This is a genomic window from Priestia flexa NBRC 15715 (genome assembly GCF_001591565.1).
Classification (GTDB): Bacteria; Bacillota; Bacilli; order Bacillales; family Bacillaceae_H; genus Priestia; species Priestia flexa.
In genome coordinates, this window is sequence record NZ_BCVD01000081.1 from 1 (window position 1) to 17,542 (window position 17,542).

21 protein-coding genes and 1 pseudogene are annotated in these 17,542 nt (G+C 32.5%); 7 read left to right on the forward strand and 15 right to left on the reverse strand.

All coding sequences use genetic code 11. From position 1 onward, the window contains the following. Positions 1-178: 178 nt before the first annotated feature. Positions 179-595, forward strand: coding sequence for a metallothiol transferase FosB (fosB, locus tag BFL01S_RS13445; RefSeq protein ID WP_061785981.1), 417 nt, complete (start codon positions 179-181; stop codon positions 593-595). A gap of 1,009 nt (positions 596-1,604) precedes the next feature. On the opposite strand, the gene BFL01S_RS13450 is transcribed toward fosB, so the two are convergent. Then, positions 1,605-1,832 (reverse strand): helix-turn-helix domain-containing protein, encoded by a 228-nt coding sequence (locus BFL01S_RS13450; protein WP_057275154.1) that lies wholly within the window; start codon positions 1,830-1,832, stop codon positions 1,605-1,607. Positions 1,833-2,702: 870 nt separating this feature from the next. On the opposite strand from BFL01S_RS13450, the gene BFL01S_RS13455 reads away from it, so the two are divergent. Then, positions 2,703-2,951: a sunset domain-containing protein gene (locus BFL01S_RS13455; protein WP_061785982.1), complete on the forward strand. Its 249-nt coding sequence runs from the start codon at positions 2,703-2,705 to the stop codon at positions 2,949-2,951. 139 nt (positions 2,952-3,090) lie between these two features. Here BFL01S_RS13455 and BFL01S_RS13460 read toward each other — a convergent pair whose 3' ends face one another. Together BFL01S_RS13460 and BFL01S_RS21290 are read right to left on the reverse strand one after the other, a co-directional pair. Further along, positions 3,091-3,429 (reverse strand): hypothetical protein, encoded by a 339-nt coding sequence (locus BFL01S_RS13460; RefSeq protein WP_218008537.1) that lies wholly within the window; start codon positions 3,427-3,429, stop codon positions 3,091-3,093. A 402-nt stretch (positions 3,430-3,831) separates the two neighbouring features. After that, the gene (locus BFL01S_RS21290) at positions 3,832-3,966 is read right to left on the reverse strand and encodes a hypothetical protein (protein WP_268873896.1); all 135 of its coding nucleotides are present in this window, start codon (positions 3,964-3,966) and stop codon (positions 3,832-3,834) included. 171 nt (positions 3,967-4,137) lie between these two features. Between BFL01S_RS21290 and BFL01S_RS13465 the strand changes: the two genes are divergently transcribed. Next, on the forward strand, positions 4,138-4,365 hold the full coding sequence (locus BFL01S_RS13465; protein ID WP_061785984.1) for a helix-turn-helix domain-containing protein: 228 nt from the start codon (positions 4,138-4,140) through the stop codon (positions 4,363-4,365). 231 nt (positions 4,366-4,596) lie between these two features. Here the strand turns inward: BFL01S_RS13465 and BFL01S_RS13470 are convergent, their stop codons facing one another. From BFL01S_RS13470 to BFL01S_RS13490, 5 genes are all read right to left on the reverse strand, one after another. Continuing rightward, complete coding sequence (locus tag BFL01S_RS13470) at positions 4,597-5,349, reverse strand: AbrB/MazE/SpoVT family DNA-binding domain-containing protein (RefSeq protein WP_061785985.1); 753 nt, start codon at positions 5,347-5,349, stop codon at positions 4,597-4,599. Continuing rightward, complete coding sequence (locus BFL01S_RS13475; protein WP_061785986.1) at positions 5,346-6,137, reverse strand: hypothetical protein; 792 nt, start codon at positions 6,135-6,137, stop codon at positions 5,346-5,348. Before BFL01S_RS13475 ends, BFL01S_RS13470 begins: the two co-directional genes overlap by 4 nt. Before the next feature lie 234 nt (positions 6,138-6,371). Continuing rightward, positions 6,372-6,836 carry a hypothetical protein gene (locus BFL01S_RS13480; protein ID WP_156474928.1) on the reverse strand — a complete coding sequence of 155 codons (465 nt, stop codon included), beginning with the start codon at positions 6,834-6,836 and terminating at the stop codon, positions 6,372-6,374. Positions 6,837-6,894: 58 nt separating this feature from the next. Continuing rightward, positions 6,895-8,274 carry a phenylacetate--CoA ligase family protein gene (locus BFL01S_RS13485; protein WP_162595970.1) on the reverse strand — a complete coding sequence of 460 codons (1,380 nt, stop codon included), beginning with the start codon at positions 8,272-8,274 and terminating at the stop codon, positions 6,895-6,897. Between the two features lie 125 nt (positions 8,275-8,399). Next, positions 8,400-9,062: a class I SAM-dependent methyltransferase gene (locus BFL01S_RS13490; RefSeq protein WP_061785989.1), complete on the reverse strand. Its 663-nt coding sequence runs from the start codon at positions 9,060-9,062 to the stop codon at positions 8,400-8,402. 224 nt (positions 9,063-9,286) lie between these two features. On the opposite strand from BFL01S_RS13490, the gene BFL01S_RS13495 reads away from it, so the two are divergent. Further along, the gene (locus BFL01S_RS13495; protein WP_082802752.1) at positions 9,287-9,667 is read left to right on the forward strand and encodes an ArsR/SmtB family transcription factor; all 381 of its coding nucleotides are present in this window, start codon (positions 9,287-9,289) and stop codon (positions 9,665-9,667) included. 164 nt (positions 9,668-9,831) lie between these two features. On the opposite strand, the gene ccsB is transcribed toward BFL01S_RS13495, so the two are convergent. From ccsB to resA, 4 genes are all read right to left on the reverse strand, one after another. After that, the gene (gene ccsB, locus BFL01S_RS13500) at positions 9,832-11,007 is read right to left on the reverse strand and encodes a c-type cytochrome biogenesis protein CcsB (protein WP_061785990.1); all 1,176 of its coding nucleotides are present in this window, start codon (positions 11,005-11,007) and stop codon (positions 9,832-9,834) included. Positions 11,008-11,020: 13 nt separating this feature from the next. Then, positions 11,021-12,664: a cytochrome c biogenesis protein ResB gene (resB, locus tag BFL01S_RS13505; protein WP_061785991.1), complete on the reverse strand. Its 1,644-nt coding sequence runs from the start codon at positions 12,662-12,664 to the stop codon at positions 11,021-11,023. Between the two features lie 97 nt (positions 12,665-12,761). Beyond that, positions 12,762-13,469, reverse strand: a complete 708-nt coding sequence (locus tag BFL01S_RS13510) for a cytochrome c biogenesis CcdA family protein (protein WP_061785992.1) — start codon at positions 13,467-13,469, stop codon at positions 12,762-12,764. A gap of 28 nt (positions 13,470-13,497) precedes the next feature. Continuing rightward, a complete protein-coding gene (gene resA, locus BFL01S_RS13515) occupies positions 13,498-14,025 on the reverse strand; it encodes a thiol-disulfide oxidoreductase ResA (RefSeq protein ID WP_061785993.1) in 528 nt (175 codons plus the stop codon). Between the two features lie 272 nt (positions 14,026-14,297). Between resA and BFL01S_RS13520 the strand changes: the two genes are divergently transcribed. From BFL01S_RS13520 to BFL01S_RS13530, 3 genes are all read left to right on the forward strand, one after another. Next, complete coding sequence (locus BFL01S_RS13520) at positions 14,298-14,978, forward strand: CadD family cadmium resistance transporter (RefSeq protein ID WP_061785994.1); 681 nt, start codon at positions 14,298-14,300, stop codon at positions 14,976-14,978. An 82-nt stretch (positions 14,979-15,060) separates the two neighbouring features. Next, positions 15,061-15,516, forward strand: a complete 456-nt coding sequence (gene lspA, locus BFL01S_RS13525; RefSeq protein WP_225002292.1) for a signal peptidase II — start codon at positions 15,061-15,063, stop codon at positions 15,514-15,516. 58 nt (positions 15,517-15,574) lie between these two features. Continuing rightward, a complete protein-coding gene (locus BFL01S_RS13530) occupies positions 15,575-15,868 on the forward strand; it encodes a hypothetical protein (RefSeq protein ID WP_225002293.1) in 294 nt (97 codons plus the stop codon). A gap of 273 nt (positions 15,869-16,141) precedes the next feature. Here BFL01S_RS13530 and BFL01S_RS13535 read toward each other — a convergent pair whose 3' ends face one another. The 3 genes and pseudogenes from BFL01S_RS13535 to BFL01S_RS13540 all read right to left on the reverse strand — a co-directional run bounded on the left by BFL01S_RS13535 (position 16,142) and on the right by BFL01S_RS13540 (position 17,535). Beyond that, positions 16,142-16,603, reverse strand: a complete 462-nt coding sequence (locus BFL01S_RS13535; RefSeq protein ID WP_061785997.1) for a putative iron-sulfur cluster-binding metallochaperone — start codon at positions 16,601-16,603, stop codon at positions 16,142-16,144. A 17-nt stretch (positions 16,604-16,620) separates the two neighbouring features. Continuing rightward, positions 16,621-16,704 (reverse strand): annotated as a pseudogene (locus BFL01S_RS21390) (YnfA family protein); the annotation flags it as partial. Between the two features lie 81 nt (positions 16,705-16,785). Beyond that, positions 16,786-17,535 (reverse strand): ZIP family metal transporter, encoded by a 750-nt coding sequence (locus BFL01S_RS13540; protein ID WP_061785998.1) that lies wholly within the window; start codon positions 17,533-17,535, stop codon positions 16,786-16,788. Positions 17,536-17,542: the final 7 nt, after the last annotated feature.

Here is a 17,542-nt window from a genome sequence, read left to right on the forward strand (position 1 = left end):
AGTTATATAACAATGTTTTAAATTATTTGAATAATGGTAATTAAACAGATATTTCATTAATATGGTTTATGAAAGAAGATTGGAGATTTGGAGAAAAATAAGTATTAAATTATGGAAGTGTGTATTGTTCGACATGAAATAATCAATAACTAAATTTAGAAAAGGATGATAAGGAAGAATGAATGGTATTAATCATATTTGTTTTTCAGTTTCAAACTTAGAAAAATCAATTGAGTTTTATAAGAAAATATTGAAAGGTAAATTATTGGTTAAAGGAAGAACATTGGCTTATTTCGATTTGAGTGGAGTATGGATAGCTTTGAATTTAGAAGAAGACATACCAAGAAATGAAATTAAACATTCTTATACACATATTGCTTTTTCAGTAACGGAAGAAGAATTGGAAAGTTTAAAGCAAGATTTAATCTTTCACAATATCAATATCTTGGAGGGGCGTCAGAGACATACAAAAGATAAAGCCTCCATTTACTTTACAGATCCTGACGGGCACAAATTTGAATTTCATACAGGGAATTTTCAAGACCGTTTGGAGTATTACAAAGAACATAAACAACATATGAAGTTTTTTATTTGAATTTTGATGTAACTTAAATTTAAAGCTTTTTTTATTTATAAACATTTGACTATTGGAGATACCTCAGGCCAAATAGGATCACTAATTACAGTACTATAAATAGAGGAAAATGATTGAATATTCTTTGAATACATCTTAAAATAAGCCTCCAACTTGAATATGCTATCGTATGTATAATTATATTATAAATAGTATAATTTTCCTTATGTTTAGTCAAGTGTATTTAAAAACTTAAATAATATTTAAATTTGGTTTGGATGAATAATTTAGTTAGGTGGGGAATTTATACTAATAATAGAGCCGTTCTTTTGATTTAGTACATAAATTTCATCTGATTTGAAATAATTTTGAAAGAAAAAAGTGAGCGTGAAGGAAAATAAACAGGTTAAAAACAATCATGCTACTTATAGACTACAGTTAGATACAATAAAAGCTATCGTACATATGTTGCTGTTCTTTTTTTAACAACTACACTAAATCGAAATTTAAGGAGTGGATTTGATGACAATTAAGAAAATGCCCCTGTTTCTTTGCCTGAATCTACAAAGAAAGATTTAGAAAAATGTCGGTAGGAGTTGGATTGTCACAAAATCAATTAATCATAATGGTCGTGCAAAGTTTATTATCTAATTATAAGAAAAGAGGGAGTTTTATATTTGTTGATCTCCTTGATTCTGAACATCGTAGTTAATGAATATTGAAATTTAAGCAAAAGTGAAAAAGTCTGTTTTGCTTAAATTTCGTATAAATGTAAAAAACCCCTTGCCATGCAAGGGGTTTATTTGCTACGTTAAAATTGTCAAAAGGTCAAAAAGTAGCAACCTTACTGCGGTAGCTACATGGTATCTAAAGAATACCTACTTCGTTCGGTAATCAGTATCTAATTCGTTATTGTTATCGCATTAATACAAACTTTATCTGTGGAGTAGAGCCATTCGTAGTATTTGTAAGGAAGCTGAGCCGAAGAGGAGAAAAGCAAAAACCTTCAATAAAATCTTTATTGTGAGTTTTAAATATTAAAAAAATCATCTGTTTTTTTACTTTTATCTATTGTACGAGCTAACTTCATAACTTTTTTCAGTACGTTTGCGCTTGGTACATAATTTTTATCATTGCAAAGTTTTGAAACTGTAGCCCTAGAAACATTACTATCTTTTGCAAAGTCTTTTTGATTCACACCATTCCGATCTAACCATTTCCCAAATTTTGAACGCTTCGGATTTTTCCACCAAGGCATAAAAAACCCTCCTTTATTAGCATTCATTCTTTCCAGTCTGCCAAAAATTATAATCTTCGCGTCTAAACTTTTAGACATAATGTACAAGCTACAAGCTACAAGCTATATACTTTATTAAGACGTCATTAAAAAACATCACGAATGGAGTGAATGAATTGACAAAAGAATTAGCTATCTCCTTATTAGCTCGAAAAGGTGTCTATTTAACGCCAGAGGGAAAACGGTTGTTAGAGGCCATTTTGAAAGAAGGAATCGTGTATGGAGGGAAATAAGAAGTCGAAAAACTCAAAAGGTACGTATAGACCAACGGTGTAATATAATTCAGTTTATCGTACATATGTAGAGAGTCTTTTTAAAGTGACTAACTTAGAATAATGTCGATATTTTTGTCATAATCATATAGCATGAATATAGTTAAGACCGCCTTATACACTAATACATAATGGGCGGTCTTTGTTAAGAAGATTCCTATTTTATGAGTGAATTATTGAAAAAAAGCGCCTATATTTTAACAAAACTAATATGAAAAAGATTATTCCTGGAATTAAAAACAATAATCCAACAACCAAAGCATCCAATCTTTCTCCTCCTCAAAGGCTGTAATACACATCATTTTATCAGAAAACAATTATTTAGCCTTTAGGTAGAATATGGACATTCTTCTTCAACAAACCTGCCCCGTTAGTTTAAGTCACTATCATTCACAATTTCAATAGAGTAGAACCTATTGAGACACATTCAAAGTACCTCTAAATTAGGCTATATAATGTCTCATAAGACTTGTATCAAAATGCTTAGCGTTGTAAATCCGCATTTTCCTGACTCTACCCCATATTTAAAAAATAAGTGAAATTAAGGGAGTTGAATGATATGTGGAAATATATTGGATATGGTTATTTATGTTTATGTATTTTTGGATTAATAATTCATTTTAGTTCGATCTCCAGTTCATCGAATGATTGTTCTAATCCACAAATTAAAGGAAATATGACCACATATAATGGGGAAAATATTTACCATATTTCTGGTGGACAATATTATGATGTAACAGATGCAGAAGAAATGTTTTGTACAGCAGAAGATGCAGAGAAAGCCGGATATAGACCTAGCGAGAGATAGAAAAATTTTTTAGAAAGTTGGAATAGGAACAACAAAGACCGCCCATTATTTATGAGCATATCAGGCGGTCTTAGCTGTATTCATGCTATATATCTATTCTAAAATTCTCGACATTATTCTAACTGACGTCAAATAGACGTCATGTAAGAAAAGCAATTGTTAAAATGATAGCAAAGGATATAAGATAAAGGTTTCCACTCCAATCACGCTGTTCCTTTTCGTCTACTGAATAACTGTTATAAGATCCTTCAATAGGTTTTACAATGATTTTTCGCTGTTTGTCTTCTTCACCTAAGGTCGATTTTAATTCCTCCGTTGGATAATCGTAAGGGAGAAACCTGCCTTTGACGTCCCTCTTCCTGTTGCTCACATCTATGTTTCGGTCCCATTGCTGGCTTTCTTGAATGATTTGTGGTGATAACATTTGTTGTTTCAGGAGTTGTTTTTGATATTGTTCTGCTAATGTTTGATGTTCCATGTATTTTAATAGGATTTGAAGTTTGTTTTTTTCGTCTATCGAAATCATCTGCACTTCTCCCCTTTTCTATTTTTATATCTTGTTCCAGCCATAGAACATGATGGTTATCGGTCCATAATGCAGAGGGAAGAGGGACGTCACTTTTTTTAAATGTATTTATTAATGTTAAAAATAAAGGATTATGTGCTGCTGTAAAAAGTGCACATCTTATTATTTGATTACGATCTAATCTTGTAGCGTGGAAAATTTCATCAACATATGTTTTATAGATATCACTATACCTCACAGTAGGTCTATACATTGAATCCTCCTTAGATATTAAACAATATACTGGCAATAACCATTACAACTAGTGCAGCTAATACCCATTCATTGTCTTCTGATTTACTGGGCTTATTGTTTTTATTTGCTCTCATATATTTTTGGCTCCTTGGTCATATCCTTTAAAATTTTTTGTCCTTCTGACGTCAAATAAATATTAGTTAGAGATAATAGTTTAGCTGCCAATTCTTTTGTCATAAAAATCGCTCCAATCATGGTAGTTGGACGTCTCTTAATGACGTCTTATTACATGATATTTGATATGGCCTGTCCAATATGCACCAAACTTAGAGAAATATATTTTTAAATTTAGGGAAAGTTTGTTATAAATTTGATGATTTTTGTACATAAAGACTATTACACAGTATTAAAAGGAGTTGAATATTATTGTTTGGATTAGGAAAAAAACGTTCAAAATTAGGGAAATTTATAGACAAATATGGAATTAGTCAAGAGTGGGTAGCGAAAAAATCAGGTTTAGGAAGGAATACGATAGGAAGATTAGTGGGAGGAGATCCGCAGCACGCCCCAACAGCCACAACTATTAAAAAAATTATGAAAGCTATCAGAGAAATTAAGCCAGATGCAAAAGTAGATGACTTCTTTGATTTATAAATAAAAACAAGGCTTCATTTTCCTGTATAAGGCTTTAAAAATATTTTTAGATACAAACATATTCAAACCTTTAAAAACGCTAAATAAAGCAATTTAAGTATATATAACGTAAAGACTCTTAATATAAACTATTTAAGTGCAGAAGTATTTATAAATATGATTATTTAGAACATATATCTAAATAATCAATAAGTGAATCTTACTGCTATTAAAATAAAAACCGATAGAATTTTATTCTAATCGGCTGCTATTTGAAATCCCATATATCAATTCATTAATTTTTTCTTGTGATGGTTTGAGAATTTTTAGTTGGTCATTTTTCTTATGGATTAATATTATGTCTCTAATATTTATATTAAGACGTTCTCTAAGTTTTTTAGGGATAACTAGCCTTCCTATTGTATCTACTTGACGAGAAAATCCTGTAACACTTGCAGTTTGTGAGGAATTAAGTTTTTCTTGAAATTCATTTAATACAATCTGATCATTTTCAATAGAAAACTGAAAAGCTTTGTCAGAGCTTATATTTAATAATTCCCTTAATTCTTTACCGAACTTTAAACGTCCGAATGTTATTACAGTTTTATATATATAAAGTTCATCATTCACTGGCATTGTAGCGTAATTTAAGAGATTTTTAATTGTAACTTCATTATAGTAAGAGCTTTTATCTACGGGCAATAAAACAATAGCGTTAGAAAGGGTTTTTATTTCAAAACTAGAACCTTCACTTAAATTTAGTTCATCTCTTAATTCTACAGGTATTGTAACTCTACTGGCATAGTCTAACTTTTGTACAGCTCCAATTATTATAATGTTTCTTTTAAAAGCATTAGGTGTGTATTTTGTAAGAATGATACTTCCTTGATAAAGGATAAACATAATTGAATCCCCTGTATTAAAAGAAGCAAACTTAGTTAATTTTGCAGGGATGGCTATCCTACCGTTATTACTAAGCTTTTTATATATTGGTTCTTCAATCATTTAATACCATCCTTTTTTGCAACATTATGTTTCTTTTCTAAAGAGTGTATATAATCTGTCAATAGATTAACTAAATGTTTATATCCACTAACTTCAATGACATCAGTAATAGCATACTCTAAACGCTTTTCGGCAATAAGCTGCCTAGCATCAGAATTGGATAATTTACTTATCAATTTGTTAACCACATCACGAAAAAGAACAGATCTATTTACTCCATCTTTATTTATTTGATCAACTAACTTATCAAGCTTTTCAAAAGCTTTAATATCCATGCCAACTTTCATTTGTTCTGGCTCCTGTAATTTGTCCATTACATAGTTTAAATCTTTAGGTTCATATTCTTCTAAAATAAAGCGTTCTAAAGTGGCATTTCTATCTCTAAAATTAATGAAGTTCTCAAGTATAGCTTTTGTTCCTTTTTCAAAGTAAACATCAACTTTTTTAACCTCTCTAGTGACTGGTGATACCTTACTGTTTTGACCTTGCAGTTTTGATATAAGTTCACCTATAACATGTCTCATTATAGAAGAACGATTAGCTTTAAAACCCTTTTCTTTAACATAAGAAACATAATTGTTTAGTTTTTCATCTGTAAATTGGTCAAAATAAAATTTAGCATTTTTTAAACCTGTAACATTAGGTTTACTGAAAATTGTTAAATCATTAGGCAACTGATACTCATTTAATAAGTAATTCCTTAATACTTTAGATTGAACAGAGGATTCTACTAAAGATTTATATAGAGTTTCCTGCCCTTCAAATAAGGTGAACATCACCTGTTTCATGTATACCTCTCCTTTTATACCAACTGGACATATAAAATGCATTAAATAAAGCTCCAGGGATCAGCTGGAGCTTGTAACATTTAATACTCAAGCACAAGTATTAATAAATATTATTATAACTAAATTACCTTTTTTTTAAAAGCGATTTATCAATATTGTTAGTTTATGACTGATGTAAACAATTCAACACCTATTTTTTACATACGCATTTAAACGAATATTTCATAGTATTAGTTATTTAACTTGCTTACTTCTTCTTTGTTGGTGAATTATCATAGGTTTAGTATTGCAACTATCTATATTATACATATACTTCTCCATGAACTGCCTATTAATTCTTTTTGGAACATACCCTAATCTTTGGCCAACAAGGTTTTCTAAAACAAATACTTTCTTAGTTGCTTTTTGATACTCTTTTCCAGCTGCACTCTCTAGCTTTTTAAACATTTCATCTTCTGATACCTCTTGCGCCTTCCATGAGCTATTCATAAGACTGTAATTCTGACTTCTTTCACTACGTGCAAGTGTTAGTAAATGTAATAACTCAATTGTTGATAAAACCATTAGTTCAGGAGTTGTTTTATTTAAATGAGAAGGATCTACTTCATATGTTAATTTTTTTATGTGCAGTCTTTCTCCATTCTCTTTTAGGGGTCCAGAGCAAAAAACGCGAATTTTGTACGCTAAAGCAAATATCATTATAAAACTAGTCGATATTCTGTACACTAAGAGAATATCGGCTAGTTTTATAATGAGCTTAATGTTGCTCACGATAATCAATCCGAACATGCTGGTACTTTCCACTTTTAGGGTGCCTTTGTGGCAATTCGTCCGATTTTTCTATTGAAAGGTTAGTTAGTCCCTGTGTAGCAAAGTAATCTAATAGGGCTTCTCTAACATTTTCCCAAACTTGATCTCTTGGACCCTCGTCTACTTCTAAACGTACAGTTAATTGATCCGGCGCCGTTTGAATCAGTTGAAAACGCCTTACTCCTTGTATCTCCTCCACAATGGTTTTAAGAGCTAATGGCAGGGTATGTACGATTTGTCCATTGGAGGCAGAGAATTTTAAAATGTCATCTGTTCGCCCTTCAACTTGTACAACTGGGAATGGTCTCCCGCATTTGCATGGTTCTGGAGACATGATGACACGGTCAGTTAGTTCATAACGAATAAGGGGCTGAATTCTGTTGGCCAGATTTGTAATTAGAACCGAATGAGATTGCTTCCCTGGTGGCACAAGTTGGTAATATTCATCTACTGGTTCAAATATAATCCAATCGGTATTTACATGAAACTGACCTTCTTCACATTCGAAAGTCATGGCTGTTGCTTCTGTACCGCCGTACAGATCTAGAACGCGAGCTTGGAAAACGGATCCTAGTTTCTCACGAACATTTGGATATAACTTTTCTCCCCCCAAAAGGATCGCTACAGGCTGAATATTTAACCGACCTGCTTTTTGCTCTTCTGCTAGAATTTCCATCGCTGTGGCATACCCTCCAATTAAAGGTGGTTGATACTCATTCAATTCTTTGACAAGCGTGGATAGGGGAGATTGGATAGAAAAAGCTCTTATTTTTCCGTTTAGATGTTTTAAACGTAGGCGTTCAGCAGTGGAGAATGCTGTAAAATGTCCAGCTGTAGAGCATACCGCCGCATTTCGTCCGCCTTTTGCTGCCACTTTCAATATGTCACTCCATTTCAATTTTGTTGTTCCGCGAATCGCCATCAATGTTTTCATGACCGTATCTGAACCTTTATCCTGAATAAAGATTCCGGGTACCCCGGTTGACCCTGAAGTGGTCGAAACCATATAGCGTCCTAAATAAAGTTGTCCAACTAATGACATATCTGACACAAATTCTTTCACACTTTCGATGGTTACTTCTGGGTCAGTCACCCAATCATTAAAATTGGCCATGAGTTCTGATTTCGTGACTGGTGGGATTTGCTGTAAGCTTGTAATCTGTTCGGGCAACTGGCAGTATTTTTGTGCGTAATATTGTGAGTTTGATCTTGCAAAAATAATAAGGTCAGCTAAACGTGATTGTTGCCGAGAGAGAATGTCTTCTGGTTTACCTCTTTTAACCTTCCAGATATCCATAACTGCTTTTAAAGGTGATATATTCTCCATATATGTCATTCCCATCTCTCTGTTTTTAAAATTTTATTGTGTCAGTACTATTTACTTTTTTACAATAAAATGGATATATAAAAAATACAGGTACTAAAAAAGAAATCTGACAAAAATCAAACAGCTTATGGCTTAAAAGCTTTATATGCTCTTAGTGTGCCCGTGATAGTTGAAAATTGTCCAGTTTCTTCAATTAAAACAAATCCTGTTTCTTTTAATAGGTTAGGGATAACCCCTTTAACATGATTTGAAGTTGTTTCAAACCCATCTAAAAATTGAATAGGAAAAAATGCAACACGCATCAACCAATTTTGTGGCTTTTCAAAATCAATAATATGGAATTGGCCACCAGATTTGAGTGTTCGATAAACTTCTTCAAATGTTTTCTTTTTCATTTCTAGAGTTAAATGATGAATAAATAAACTTGTAAATATGTGATGAAATAGATTATTGGAAAAGGGAAGTTTATCAGAAAACCCTTCCTCAAAGGTGATATTATTAACTTGAGTTTCTTTAATTTTCTCCATAGCAATTGATAATATTTTAGGATCAGCATCAACCCCAATTACTTGTACACCAGGTTGTGATTGGTGTATTAATAGTGCAAGTGTGCCGGTACCACAGGCTAAATCCATTATCGTTTCCTTTGGTTGGAGGTTTGCTTGCTTAACTAAATGCGTTTTAAACTTTTTTTCTTGCATTCCCCATTGAATTAACGGATCATAAAATCGAGTCATCCAATGGTATTTTAGTGCAGGGATATAATCACCTTTCTTGTTTTTATCCATTAAACATGCATCCCTTCATTTATAATAAATAACTTATGATGATTTTTGGATTACTCATACCCGACTTTTGTTAAGAGCTAATATAAAGTAATACGTGAATCTTACGATTTGTGACATAAAAGAATATGAAACGTTTCGCTTCTTTATTCAAGTAAATATTTGAATGTTGACATTAAAGCTTGCTCATTATAAGCTAATCACATATTTTTAATGAGGTGGGAAAATTGTCATTAGTTGATAAAAATATAAAAGATACTCTAAAAGATGAATGTGAGATCTATTGTTATGACCCTATAAAAGTAACAAGGTTACAAGATTTGTTAAGTTCTAAAAGTACACTTAATCTATCAAAAAAATTTAAACTTCTTGCTGATGAGACACGATTAAAGATTATTCTTTCATTAGCTATAGAAGGGGAACTTTGTGTATGTGATGTGGCTAATATTATTCAGTCCTCTATAGCTACAGCTTCGTATCATTTGAGGTTTTTAAAACGCTCAGGTGTAGCTAACTATAGAAAGGAAGGTAAATTAGCATTTTACTATATCGATGATGAAATTTTTAAATCGATGGTTCTACTTTCTTTTCATCATAAGGAGAGTTGAATAAGAATAGAAATTCGGATATGTTTAAAATACATTTTCAAAAATACTTTCAATTTACATAAGTGGAGGGGATCTACAAGATTATTCCCCTCCAATAACATAGATAAAAATGAATTTAGATTTATCACATAAACTTTTAGTTAGCTTTAAAAGAATTTATTTCTTTATGCATAAGAGTGTAGACCAGCAATAATTAGATTAACGAAAATTAGGTTGAAAATAATAATTCCAAAACCTATTACTCCGAGCCATGCTGATTTTTCACCATGCCAACCTTTCGATAGGCGGAGGTGTAAATAGGCAGCATAAAATAACCATGTAATTAAGGCCCATACCTCCTTAGGATCCCATCCCCAGAAACGCGTCCACGCAATTTGAGCCCAGATCATCGCAAAAATAAGAGCACCCAAAGTGAATATTGGAAAACCTATTGCAACCGATCTGTATCCAATTTCATCGACCAAATCAAGTTTGATATTTTTCGTTAATGGCTGAAGCGCTGCAGCAATTCTTTTTCTTAAAATCAGTCTTAGCACCCCGTATAAAAATAAACCTGTAACAGATGACCAGATAACTGTGTTTAGTTTGCCTGCTGCAATGATAGCTGGTACTTCAACAAAGGCTTCCATTTTACCTTTTGTAAGTAATTCACCTTGATTTGGACCTACAATGGAAGGTAGATTATATGTCATTTCAACCTCTTGATCATTTTTATCAACCCATTTGTAGACGGCTTCATACTCCATCCCTCTGAAAATACTTGTAATTACTACAAAAGCAAGTGTCGCCACAATCGTGTACATGACAATCTCAAGCCAGAAAGTCCCTTTTGAGCGTTTCGTCTGATCAACAGAACGAAGTAAATAAATGACCCCTGCAATGAAACTACTGGCTAAAATAGCTGAACCTAGTGCAGTTGTTGTTACGTGAATAGCAAGCCAATCCGTTTGTAATGCAGGTATTAATGGAGAAATATCTGTTGGGAACATGCTTGCATAGGCAATAATTAATAATGTAATTGGTAAGGTAAATAAACCTAAAATGGCAACTTTGTATAAAAAGTAAAGGATGACGAATGCCAATACAAACATCATAGAAAATGCTGTTATAAACTCAAACATGTTGCTCACTGGTGCATGTCCAGAAGCGATCCATCTTGTGACAAAATAACCGAGATGGGCAACAAAACCTAAAATGGTGACAGTTATTGCGACTGTTGCCCATTTGCTTGGCTTTTCGTATTGCTTTCTTTTATCTCGAATGGCTCCTCCAAATAGAAATGTTGCAATTAGATATAGTAAGAATGCTGCGTATAGTAAGTTACTGCTTAGAGCTACCACATCTTTACCTCCTCTACGAATTTTTGCTTTTTTCGTTTGTTCGATCGGTTAGTTCTTGAATGCTTGTTTCTTTTAAAATACGGTTCACTTCATTTCGAATACCGTACCAATTTTTATTTGTATGGCCTGCAATTAATATACGTTCACCATCGCGTCTAATCCATATACGTCTATGATTCCAATACATTCCTTGAATAACACCAATCATGAAAATAGCTCCGCCTAAACCAAGAAACCATAGCGTATGATCTTTCCGAACCGTAAGAGCTGACAGATTTTTTGTCTCTACGCCTTCAAATTTCATTTTTAATTGATTATCTTTCTCTGGTTCAATCGTTTTTTGAATGGCAACAAAGCTTCTTTCACCTTCTGGTTTTTCAGGAGATATCATGTTAAATACAAATGCTGGATTGTCGGGAACACGGTTTTTTGTATCAGGTACACCTTCACTATTGAAATAGAAGTTTGGCAAATAAGTCACAATTTCAACTTTATACCCATTGCCTAAATCATACTCCTTCTTTGGCTCTAACAAATCAACTGTAATCTTGCCAAAACTTTCTTCTGTCTCTTTGTCTACTAAACTAAAATTAAACTTATTTAGTTCATTTAATTTATAAGAGGTTTGATAAAGAGCATATGAATCGTGTTTTAAGGGGTAATTAACTCTAATTTGTTCATCTTTTATCTTTTCAAGTTCAGGTTCTGCCCCGTGAACGATTTCACCTTTCCGTTCATACAAGGTCACGTTTGTTTGAAAGTTTTTAACGACATTTCCATCTCCGACTCGTGATAGAGTATTAGCAAAAACTTCATCCTCTTGATCTTTTTGATAGGTATCCATAATGAACTTGTCACTGCTTAAATAGTATTTTCCATCGGTTCCTGGGATAACACTTGTTTCACCGTCACGAATCCAAAGCATTTCGTCTACGTACATCCCTGGGACAAATCGCAGCATCCCTCCTATAAGGAAGATAATAAGTCCAACATGGTTTACATAAGGGCCCCATCGTGAAAATCTATTTTTCTCAGCTAGAAAATGACCATTTTCCTCACGCACTTGATAACGCTTCCTCTTCAAGTTGGATATTATCAAATCCAGTTGTTCATCCATGTTCTCTAACACATTTGTTTCACTAAAAAGTCGTTGTCTCCGCATGAAGCTTTCATGACGTGTAATCCCTTGTTTTTTCAAAGCGCGATACAATGGAATAAACCGATCCAAACTTGCAATAACAAGTGATATTCCAAGAGCTGCAATTAATAAAAAATACCACCATGAACTGTACAGATTGTGAAAACCTAATTCATAATACATTTGTCCAAGAAATCCATATTCATCTTTATAAAACTCTTGTGGGACAACGGTTGGAGGAATATACATCTCTTGGGGGAAAATTGTTCCAATCGCAGAAGCAATTAAAAGAAGAACAATTATCGAAATTCCTACTTTAACGGATGAAAAAAAGTTCCAAATCTTATCGATAAGTGACTTTTTATATGTTTGTGAGCGTCTTGCGCCTCCATCGTATCTCATATCCAATAGTTTTTCAGAAACTTCATCCTTCTTATTACCGATAGTTCGTCCACAAGATTCACAAAGAACCGTTCCATATGGAATAGAGTGACCACATTCGCATTTGACATGTTCCATTCTAAAACTCCTTACGATTTAATTCTTAAAATATATTTAACAAAAACTTTTAACTTTTCAGATTTGCTTATTAATCTTTTAAAAAGGTAATATCTCCTTAAAATCCAGTAAATCCTCCGAACAAACTTGTTAAGACTGCAATAATTTTTGTCATCATATTAAAGTACAATAATACTCCCATCACAATCATCAAAATGCCTCCGATAGACATAAAGATTGCACTGTGTTTCTTTAGAAAAGTCATCTTATCAATAAATAAAGACATTAATAAAAATGGAATAGAAAAACCTAAGACATAGAAAACCATGTATAGTAGTCCTTTTCCTGGGTCTGATACACCTAACGCAATGACTCCTGCAAGGATGGGACCTGTACAAGGAGTCCATCCAGCAGCAAAACCAATTCCAATCAAAATTGATCCTATATAACCTGAAGGTCTCTTTTGAAAATAAATTTTCTTATCAGAAAGTAGGAAATCAAATTTAAGAACCCCTGTTAGAACTAAACCAAAAAACACCATCACAATAGCTCCAAGTTGTCTTAACAAATCTTGATAATCCATAAAAAATGTACCGATAAAAGAAGTAGAAAGCCCCAAAGCTAAAAAAATAATTGAAAATCCTACCAAAAACAAGATAGTGTGTATAAAAGCTTTCCTTCGTAAAATACCTTTTTCTTTTTTTAGATCATTTACGGACACTCCTGTAATATAGGAAAGAAAAGCTGGATATAAAGGAAGTGAACAAGGTGAAATAAATGATAAAAGACCTGCACCAAATGCAAGAAATAAGCTTAGTTGTTCCAAAAAGATACCACCTAACTGTTTATTAATTCTATGGCTTAATGAGTTCCATGTAATTTGCTATATCCCTTTCGGTCATACTTCCTGTGATCACTTTTAACACTTTTCCGTTCTTATCGATCAAAAATGTTGTAGGAATCGGGGTTATGTCATATGCTTCCGTCACAGCTCTATCTTTATCTTTAAGTATAGGGAATGTAAGCCCATGCCTATTTACAAACGATTCAATAGCAATATCACTTTCTGCAATATTAACCGCCAATATCTCTACACCAAGATTCTTAAAATGGCTATACTGTCTTTCCATATAAGGCATTTCCTTTTCACAAGGCTTGCACCAAGTACCCCAAAAGTTAAGAAAAACTCCTTTTCCTTTTAAATCAGAAAGTTGAACGTTGTTACCGTTCATATCTTCAAGAACAAAATCAGGTGCTTGGTCCCCTGCCTGAACTCGTAATTTTTCAGTAAAAAAGTTTTGATAAAGAGTATAGGCTACTGCTAAAGCCATAAGAAGTAGAAGACTAATACGTACAATTGATCTGGTTCTTTTGTTTTTCATTTTACTCTCCCTTTTTATTTTCATTCAAACCAACATTTTAATGTTGACATTTTACGTTAATAATTTTAATCTAAAAGCACAATATATTCAAACAAATATTTGAATAATAACTTCCAATATTTTCACCTAAAATACTATCTATTAATTTTAGGATCGTGCAAAGTGAAATTCTAAATCATTACATGAAGGTGAAATAATATAAGGTGTAACAAACTAACACAACTAAATATCTTTTATTCCGTTTATGGAGTATTTTAAAAAGGAGTTTTTTTATGAATTTAATTTTAACAATTCTCTCTGCTTTAGGGTCTTTTATAGTAACCAATATCGATGATATTTTTGTCTTGATGTTGCTGTTCTCTCAGGCAAGAACACAAGCTAAAGCGAGTAACGACGGTATGGTTAACATGCAGCCAAAGGGAAACCGCATTTACCCTAGAGATATAGTCATTGGCCAATATCTTGGTTTTGCACTTTTAGTTTTAATCAGTCTCTTAGCAACATTTGGAGTAACACTCATTCCTGATCAATGGGTAGGTTTTCTAGGATTTATCCCGATCTATTTGGGAGTTAAACTGTTTATAAAAGGTGAAGATGAAGATGAAGGTGCAATTCTTTCTAGTTTAAATTCAGGAAGATTTAACAAACTCTTTATGAGTATAGCCTTCATCACATTTGCCAATGGTGGAGACAATATTGGAATTTATGTTCCGTTCTTTTCTACTTTAAATAATAACCAACTGGTCATTACAGTTATTACTTTCTTTATAATGGTTGCGGTCTGGTGTTTAATCGGCTATCGTCTAGCAAGATTCAGATATGTTTCTGAAACACTCGAGAAATACGGCCGATGGGTTATTCCAATTGTTTTTATAGGATTAGGCCTTTATATCATGGCAGAAAGTAATATATTTTCTAACCTATGGGATCACTTCGTAAATTTAAATTCCTAATTAAACGCAATGAATTATTTTTGTTATCCCCCTTTCCTTTTAAAGTATTGTGTACAAATCTTTATAGAAAATAAAGTATGAGGTGACGACTTTGTATTGGATCATTATACTCACATTAGGTATTGATCAGCTTTTTAAATATTTAGTTAGAAATTTTATGGACTATGGGCAATCCATTCCAATTATCAATGGTTTTATCCAATTGACATCTCATCGAAATACAGGTGCTGCTTGGGGAATTTTTTCAGGACAAAAAATATTCTTAATTAGCATTGCAATTATTGTTATAGTCGTTGGTCTTATTTATTCTCGTAGAGTAACTGATAAGCTAACGCGTATAGCCTTTGGCTTATTTATAGGAGGTGCAATGGGAAACGTTGTAGACCGTTTAATTTTTGGTGAAGTAACAGATATGTTCGAAGTTACATTTATTAATTATCCAATTTTTAATACTGCGGATGTATTTTTAGTTAGTGGAGTTATTTTATTCCTTATTAGCACTTATAAAGAGTCAAAATTAGAAAGTAATCAATCTTAAAAAGAATCTTCATTGTTTTCGTATTTTATATATATGGGTATAATGGGGACAAAGGAGGGTGGAAGTATTGAAAAAATTACTTACGTCTATAGTAGCTGTTGCTTTATTTCTAGGTATTGGTACTGCTGCTTTTGCACATTCAAACAGCACTCCTAGTCAAGGGAACGGAAATTGGCAACAAATGATGGATTATTGTTCTGAAATGATGAATTCTTTCATGAATAATCATCAAAACAATATCCAGCATGAAACCTCAACATCAAAGAATTTAAATATAGAACAGACTAATTCAAATGATAGTACCACGAATAACCACCAGAACCAAAACCATTCTATGTATGACGATTGTTGATAGGAAATAAACAACAAAAAAGAAAGAGCATGGGCTACAAATAAATGTCCAAGCTCTTTCTTTGTTTAGAAATAAAAAATAGATTCTCCTCAAAACCAAAACAGTTTCCTATTGTAGCTTTAAAAGTTTAATCAAAAACGTTCAACAAACCCATATTCTACGGCACAAAAAAAGAATCCATTTTGAAAAAAGATCAAAATGGATTCTCATATCAATACTTAGTTCAATTTTCCATAAAAAAGTTTGATCATTTCGTTGAAGATGGATCTTTATTTATGTTAGTTCTTTGATATAGATCGTTACATTCCCCAAACAGCAACTACCTTGAGGATTGTTTACTTCACAACCACATCGGTTTTCATTTATATTTTCACGAATATGTTCTACTGGATTAGGATTAATTCCATTTTCAACATATTGTTTAATTTTTTCTTTTGTCCAACCAAAACAATAGCAGACAGGAACAACTGTGGCATTATCTTTTTGATAAACAGAAACCTTAATTTCTGACTTTAAATAAGTTTTTTTATCTGTATCATAATAAACTACATTACAATCTTTTGACGAACAAAAATAATGAGTTAAGCCTGCATTCAATGTACCTAAAATTGTTGGTTTTAACATTGATTTTAACGTAATTATTTTTACTTTTTTCCCTTTTACATTACAAGAAGGACACAACTCATTACTACTACTTTCAGAAACCTGCCCTTTTGTAGAACAACAATCAGACATATTTTACGCTCTCCTTTTTATTGGCGAGGTGCAAATAGCATTACCGAGACACCAATTAAACATATACCTGCACCTACCCAGTCATATATATCTGGTGCTTTTTATCAAGCTTTTTTACAAATTATCAGACTTTATTTCAAAGCCACACCTATATCCTTAAACAATATTTACGTCTTTTCATTCTAGTGTATATGAGGAGCTAATTGCTCAAACATCCAATGAAGCCCGAAATTTAAAAAGATCCCCCCGAAAAAGAAAAGAATAATAGGCCTATCCTCTGTCGCATTTACAACAGGTAATAAATCTGTTAAAGCTATGTATAAAAATATACCTGCAGTTAATGAAAGCGAAATGGCAAGTATGCTACTTTGTAAAGAAACGAGTTCTGTTAGAAACAAAGCTGCTGTAGCTCCCACTATGGTAGATAAACCTAATAAAACAGCTGCACCTATAGCTTTCTTTTTGCTTTTCAAGCTTGCAAATACAATGGAAGATATAGTTAAACCATCAGGTATCTTATGTAGTAGGACAGCGATTAATACGACAAAACCTAATCCGCTGTTTATTGCAAAACTAGCTACAATTGATAACCCATCAAAAAAAGTGTGTATTATCATGCCTATTAATGCACCATACATTGTAGTATGGGTTTGAGATTGATGTGTTTCTTCTCCAAAATGAAAATGAGGTGCTACCAGCTGTTGAAATAAAAATATGATACCAAAACCTAAAATTATATAAATTGAACTTGATTCCATTATTTCTAAAGCTTCTGGTACTAGATCCATAATTGCAATTGAGAAAAGTAATCCGGAACTTAGAGCCATTAGAGCATATAAACTTCTTCTGGACCAATTTTTCTTAAGAAAAATAACAAAACCGCCCAAAACATTAGCTAAAGCTGCCGTTATTACATAAAAAATGATTTCCATTAATCGT

What these genes read in the sequence shown, in the direction of transcription:
- BFL01S_RS13475 (WP_061785986.1), bottom strand. Translation starts at nt 6,137, where the DNA reads ATGAAACAGGTGATGTTCACCTTATTTGAAGGGCAGGAAACTCTATAT.
- BFL01S_RS13520 (WP_061785994.1), top strand. Translation starts at nt 14,298, where the DNA reads ATGAATTTAATTTTAACAATTCTCTCTGCTTTAGGGTCTTTTATAGTA.
- BFL01S_RS13480 (WP_156474928.1), bottom strand. Translation starts at nt 6,836, where the DNA reads ATGATATTTGCTTTAGCGTACAAAATTCGCGTTTTTTGCTCTGGACCC.
- fosB (WP_061785981.1), top strand. Translation starts at nt 179, where the DNA reads ATGAATGGTATTAATCATATTTGTTTTTCAGTTTCAAACTTAGAAAAA.
- BFL01S_RS13470 (WP_061785985.1), bottom strand. Translation starts at nt 5,349, where the DNA reads ATGATTGAAGAACCAATATATAAAAAGCTTAGTAATAACGGTAGGATA.
- BFL01S_RS13485 (WP_162595970.1), bottom strand. Translation starts at nt 8,274, where the DNA reads ATGGAGAATATATCACCTTTAAAAGCAGTTATGGATATCTGGAAGGTT.
- BFL01S_RS13450 (WP_057275154.1), bottom strand. Translation starts at nt 1,832, where the DNA reads ATGCCTTGGTGGAAAAATCCGAAGCGTTCAAAATTTGGGAAATGGTTA.
- BFL01S_RS13540 (WP_061785998.1), bottom strand. Translation starts at nt 17,535, where the DNA reads ATGGAAATCATTTTTTATGTAATAACGGCAGCTTTAGCTAATGTTTTG.
- BFL01S_RS21290 (WP_268873896.1), bottom strand. Translation starts at nt 3,966, where the DNA reads ATGATTGGAGCGATTTTTATGACAAAAGAATTGGCAGCTAAACTATTA.
- BFL01S_RS13535 (WP_061785997.1), bottom strand. Translation starts at nt 16,603, where the DNA reads ATGTCTGATTGTTGTTCTACAAAAGGGCAGGTTTCTGAAAGTAGTAGT.
- resA (WP_061785993.1), bottom strand. Translation starts at nt 14,025, where the DNA reads ATGAAAAACAAAAGAACCAGATCAATTGTACGTATTAGTCTTCTACTT.
- BFL01S_RS13490 (WP_061785989.1), bottom strand. Translation starts at nt 9,062, where the DNA reads ATGGATAAAAACAAGAAAGGTGATTATATCCCTGCACTAAAATACCAT.
- resB (WP_061785991.1), bottom strand. Translation starts at nt 12,664, where the DNA reads ATGGAACATGTCAAATGCGAATGTGGTCACTCTATTCCATATGGAACG.
- BFL01S_RS13455 (WP_061785982.1), top strand. Translation starts at nt 2,703, where the DNA reads ATGTGGAAATATATTGGATATGGTTATTTATGTTTATGTATTTTTGGA.
- BFL01S_RS13460 (WP_218008537.1), bottom strand. Translation starts at nt 3,429, where the DNA reads ATGGAACATCAAACATTAGCAGAACAATATCAAAAACAACTCCTGAAA.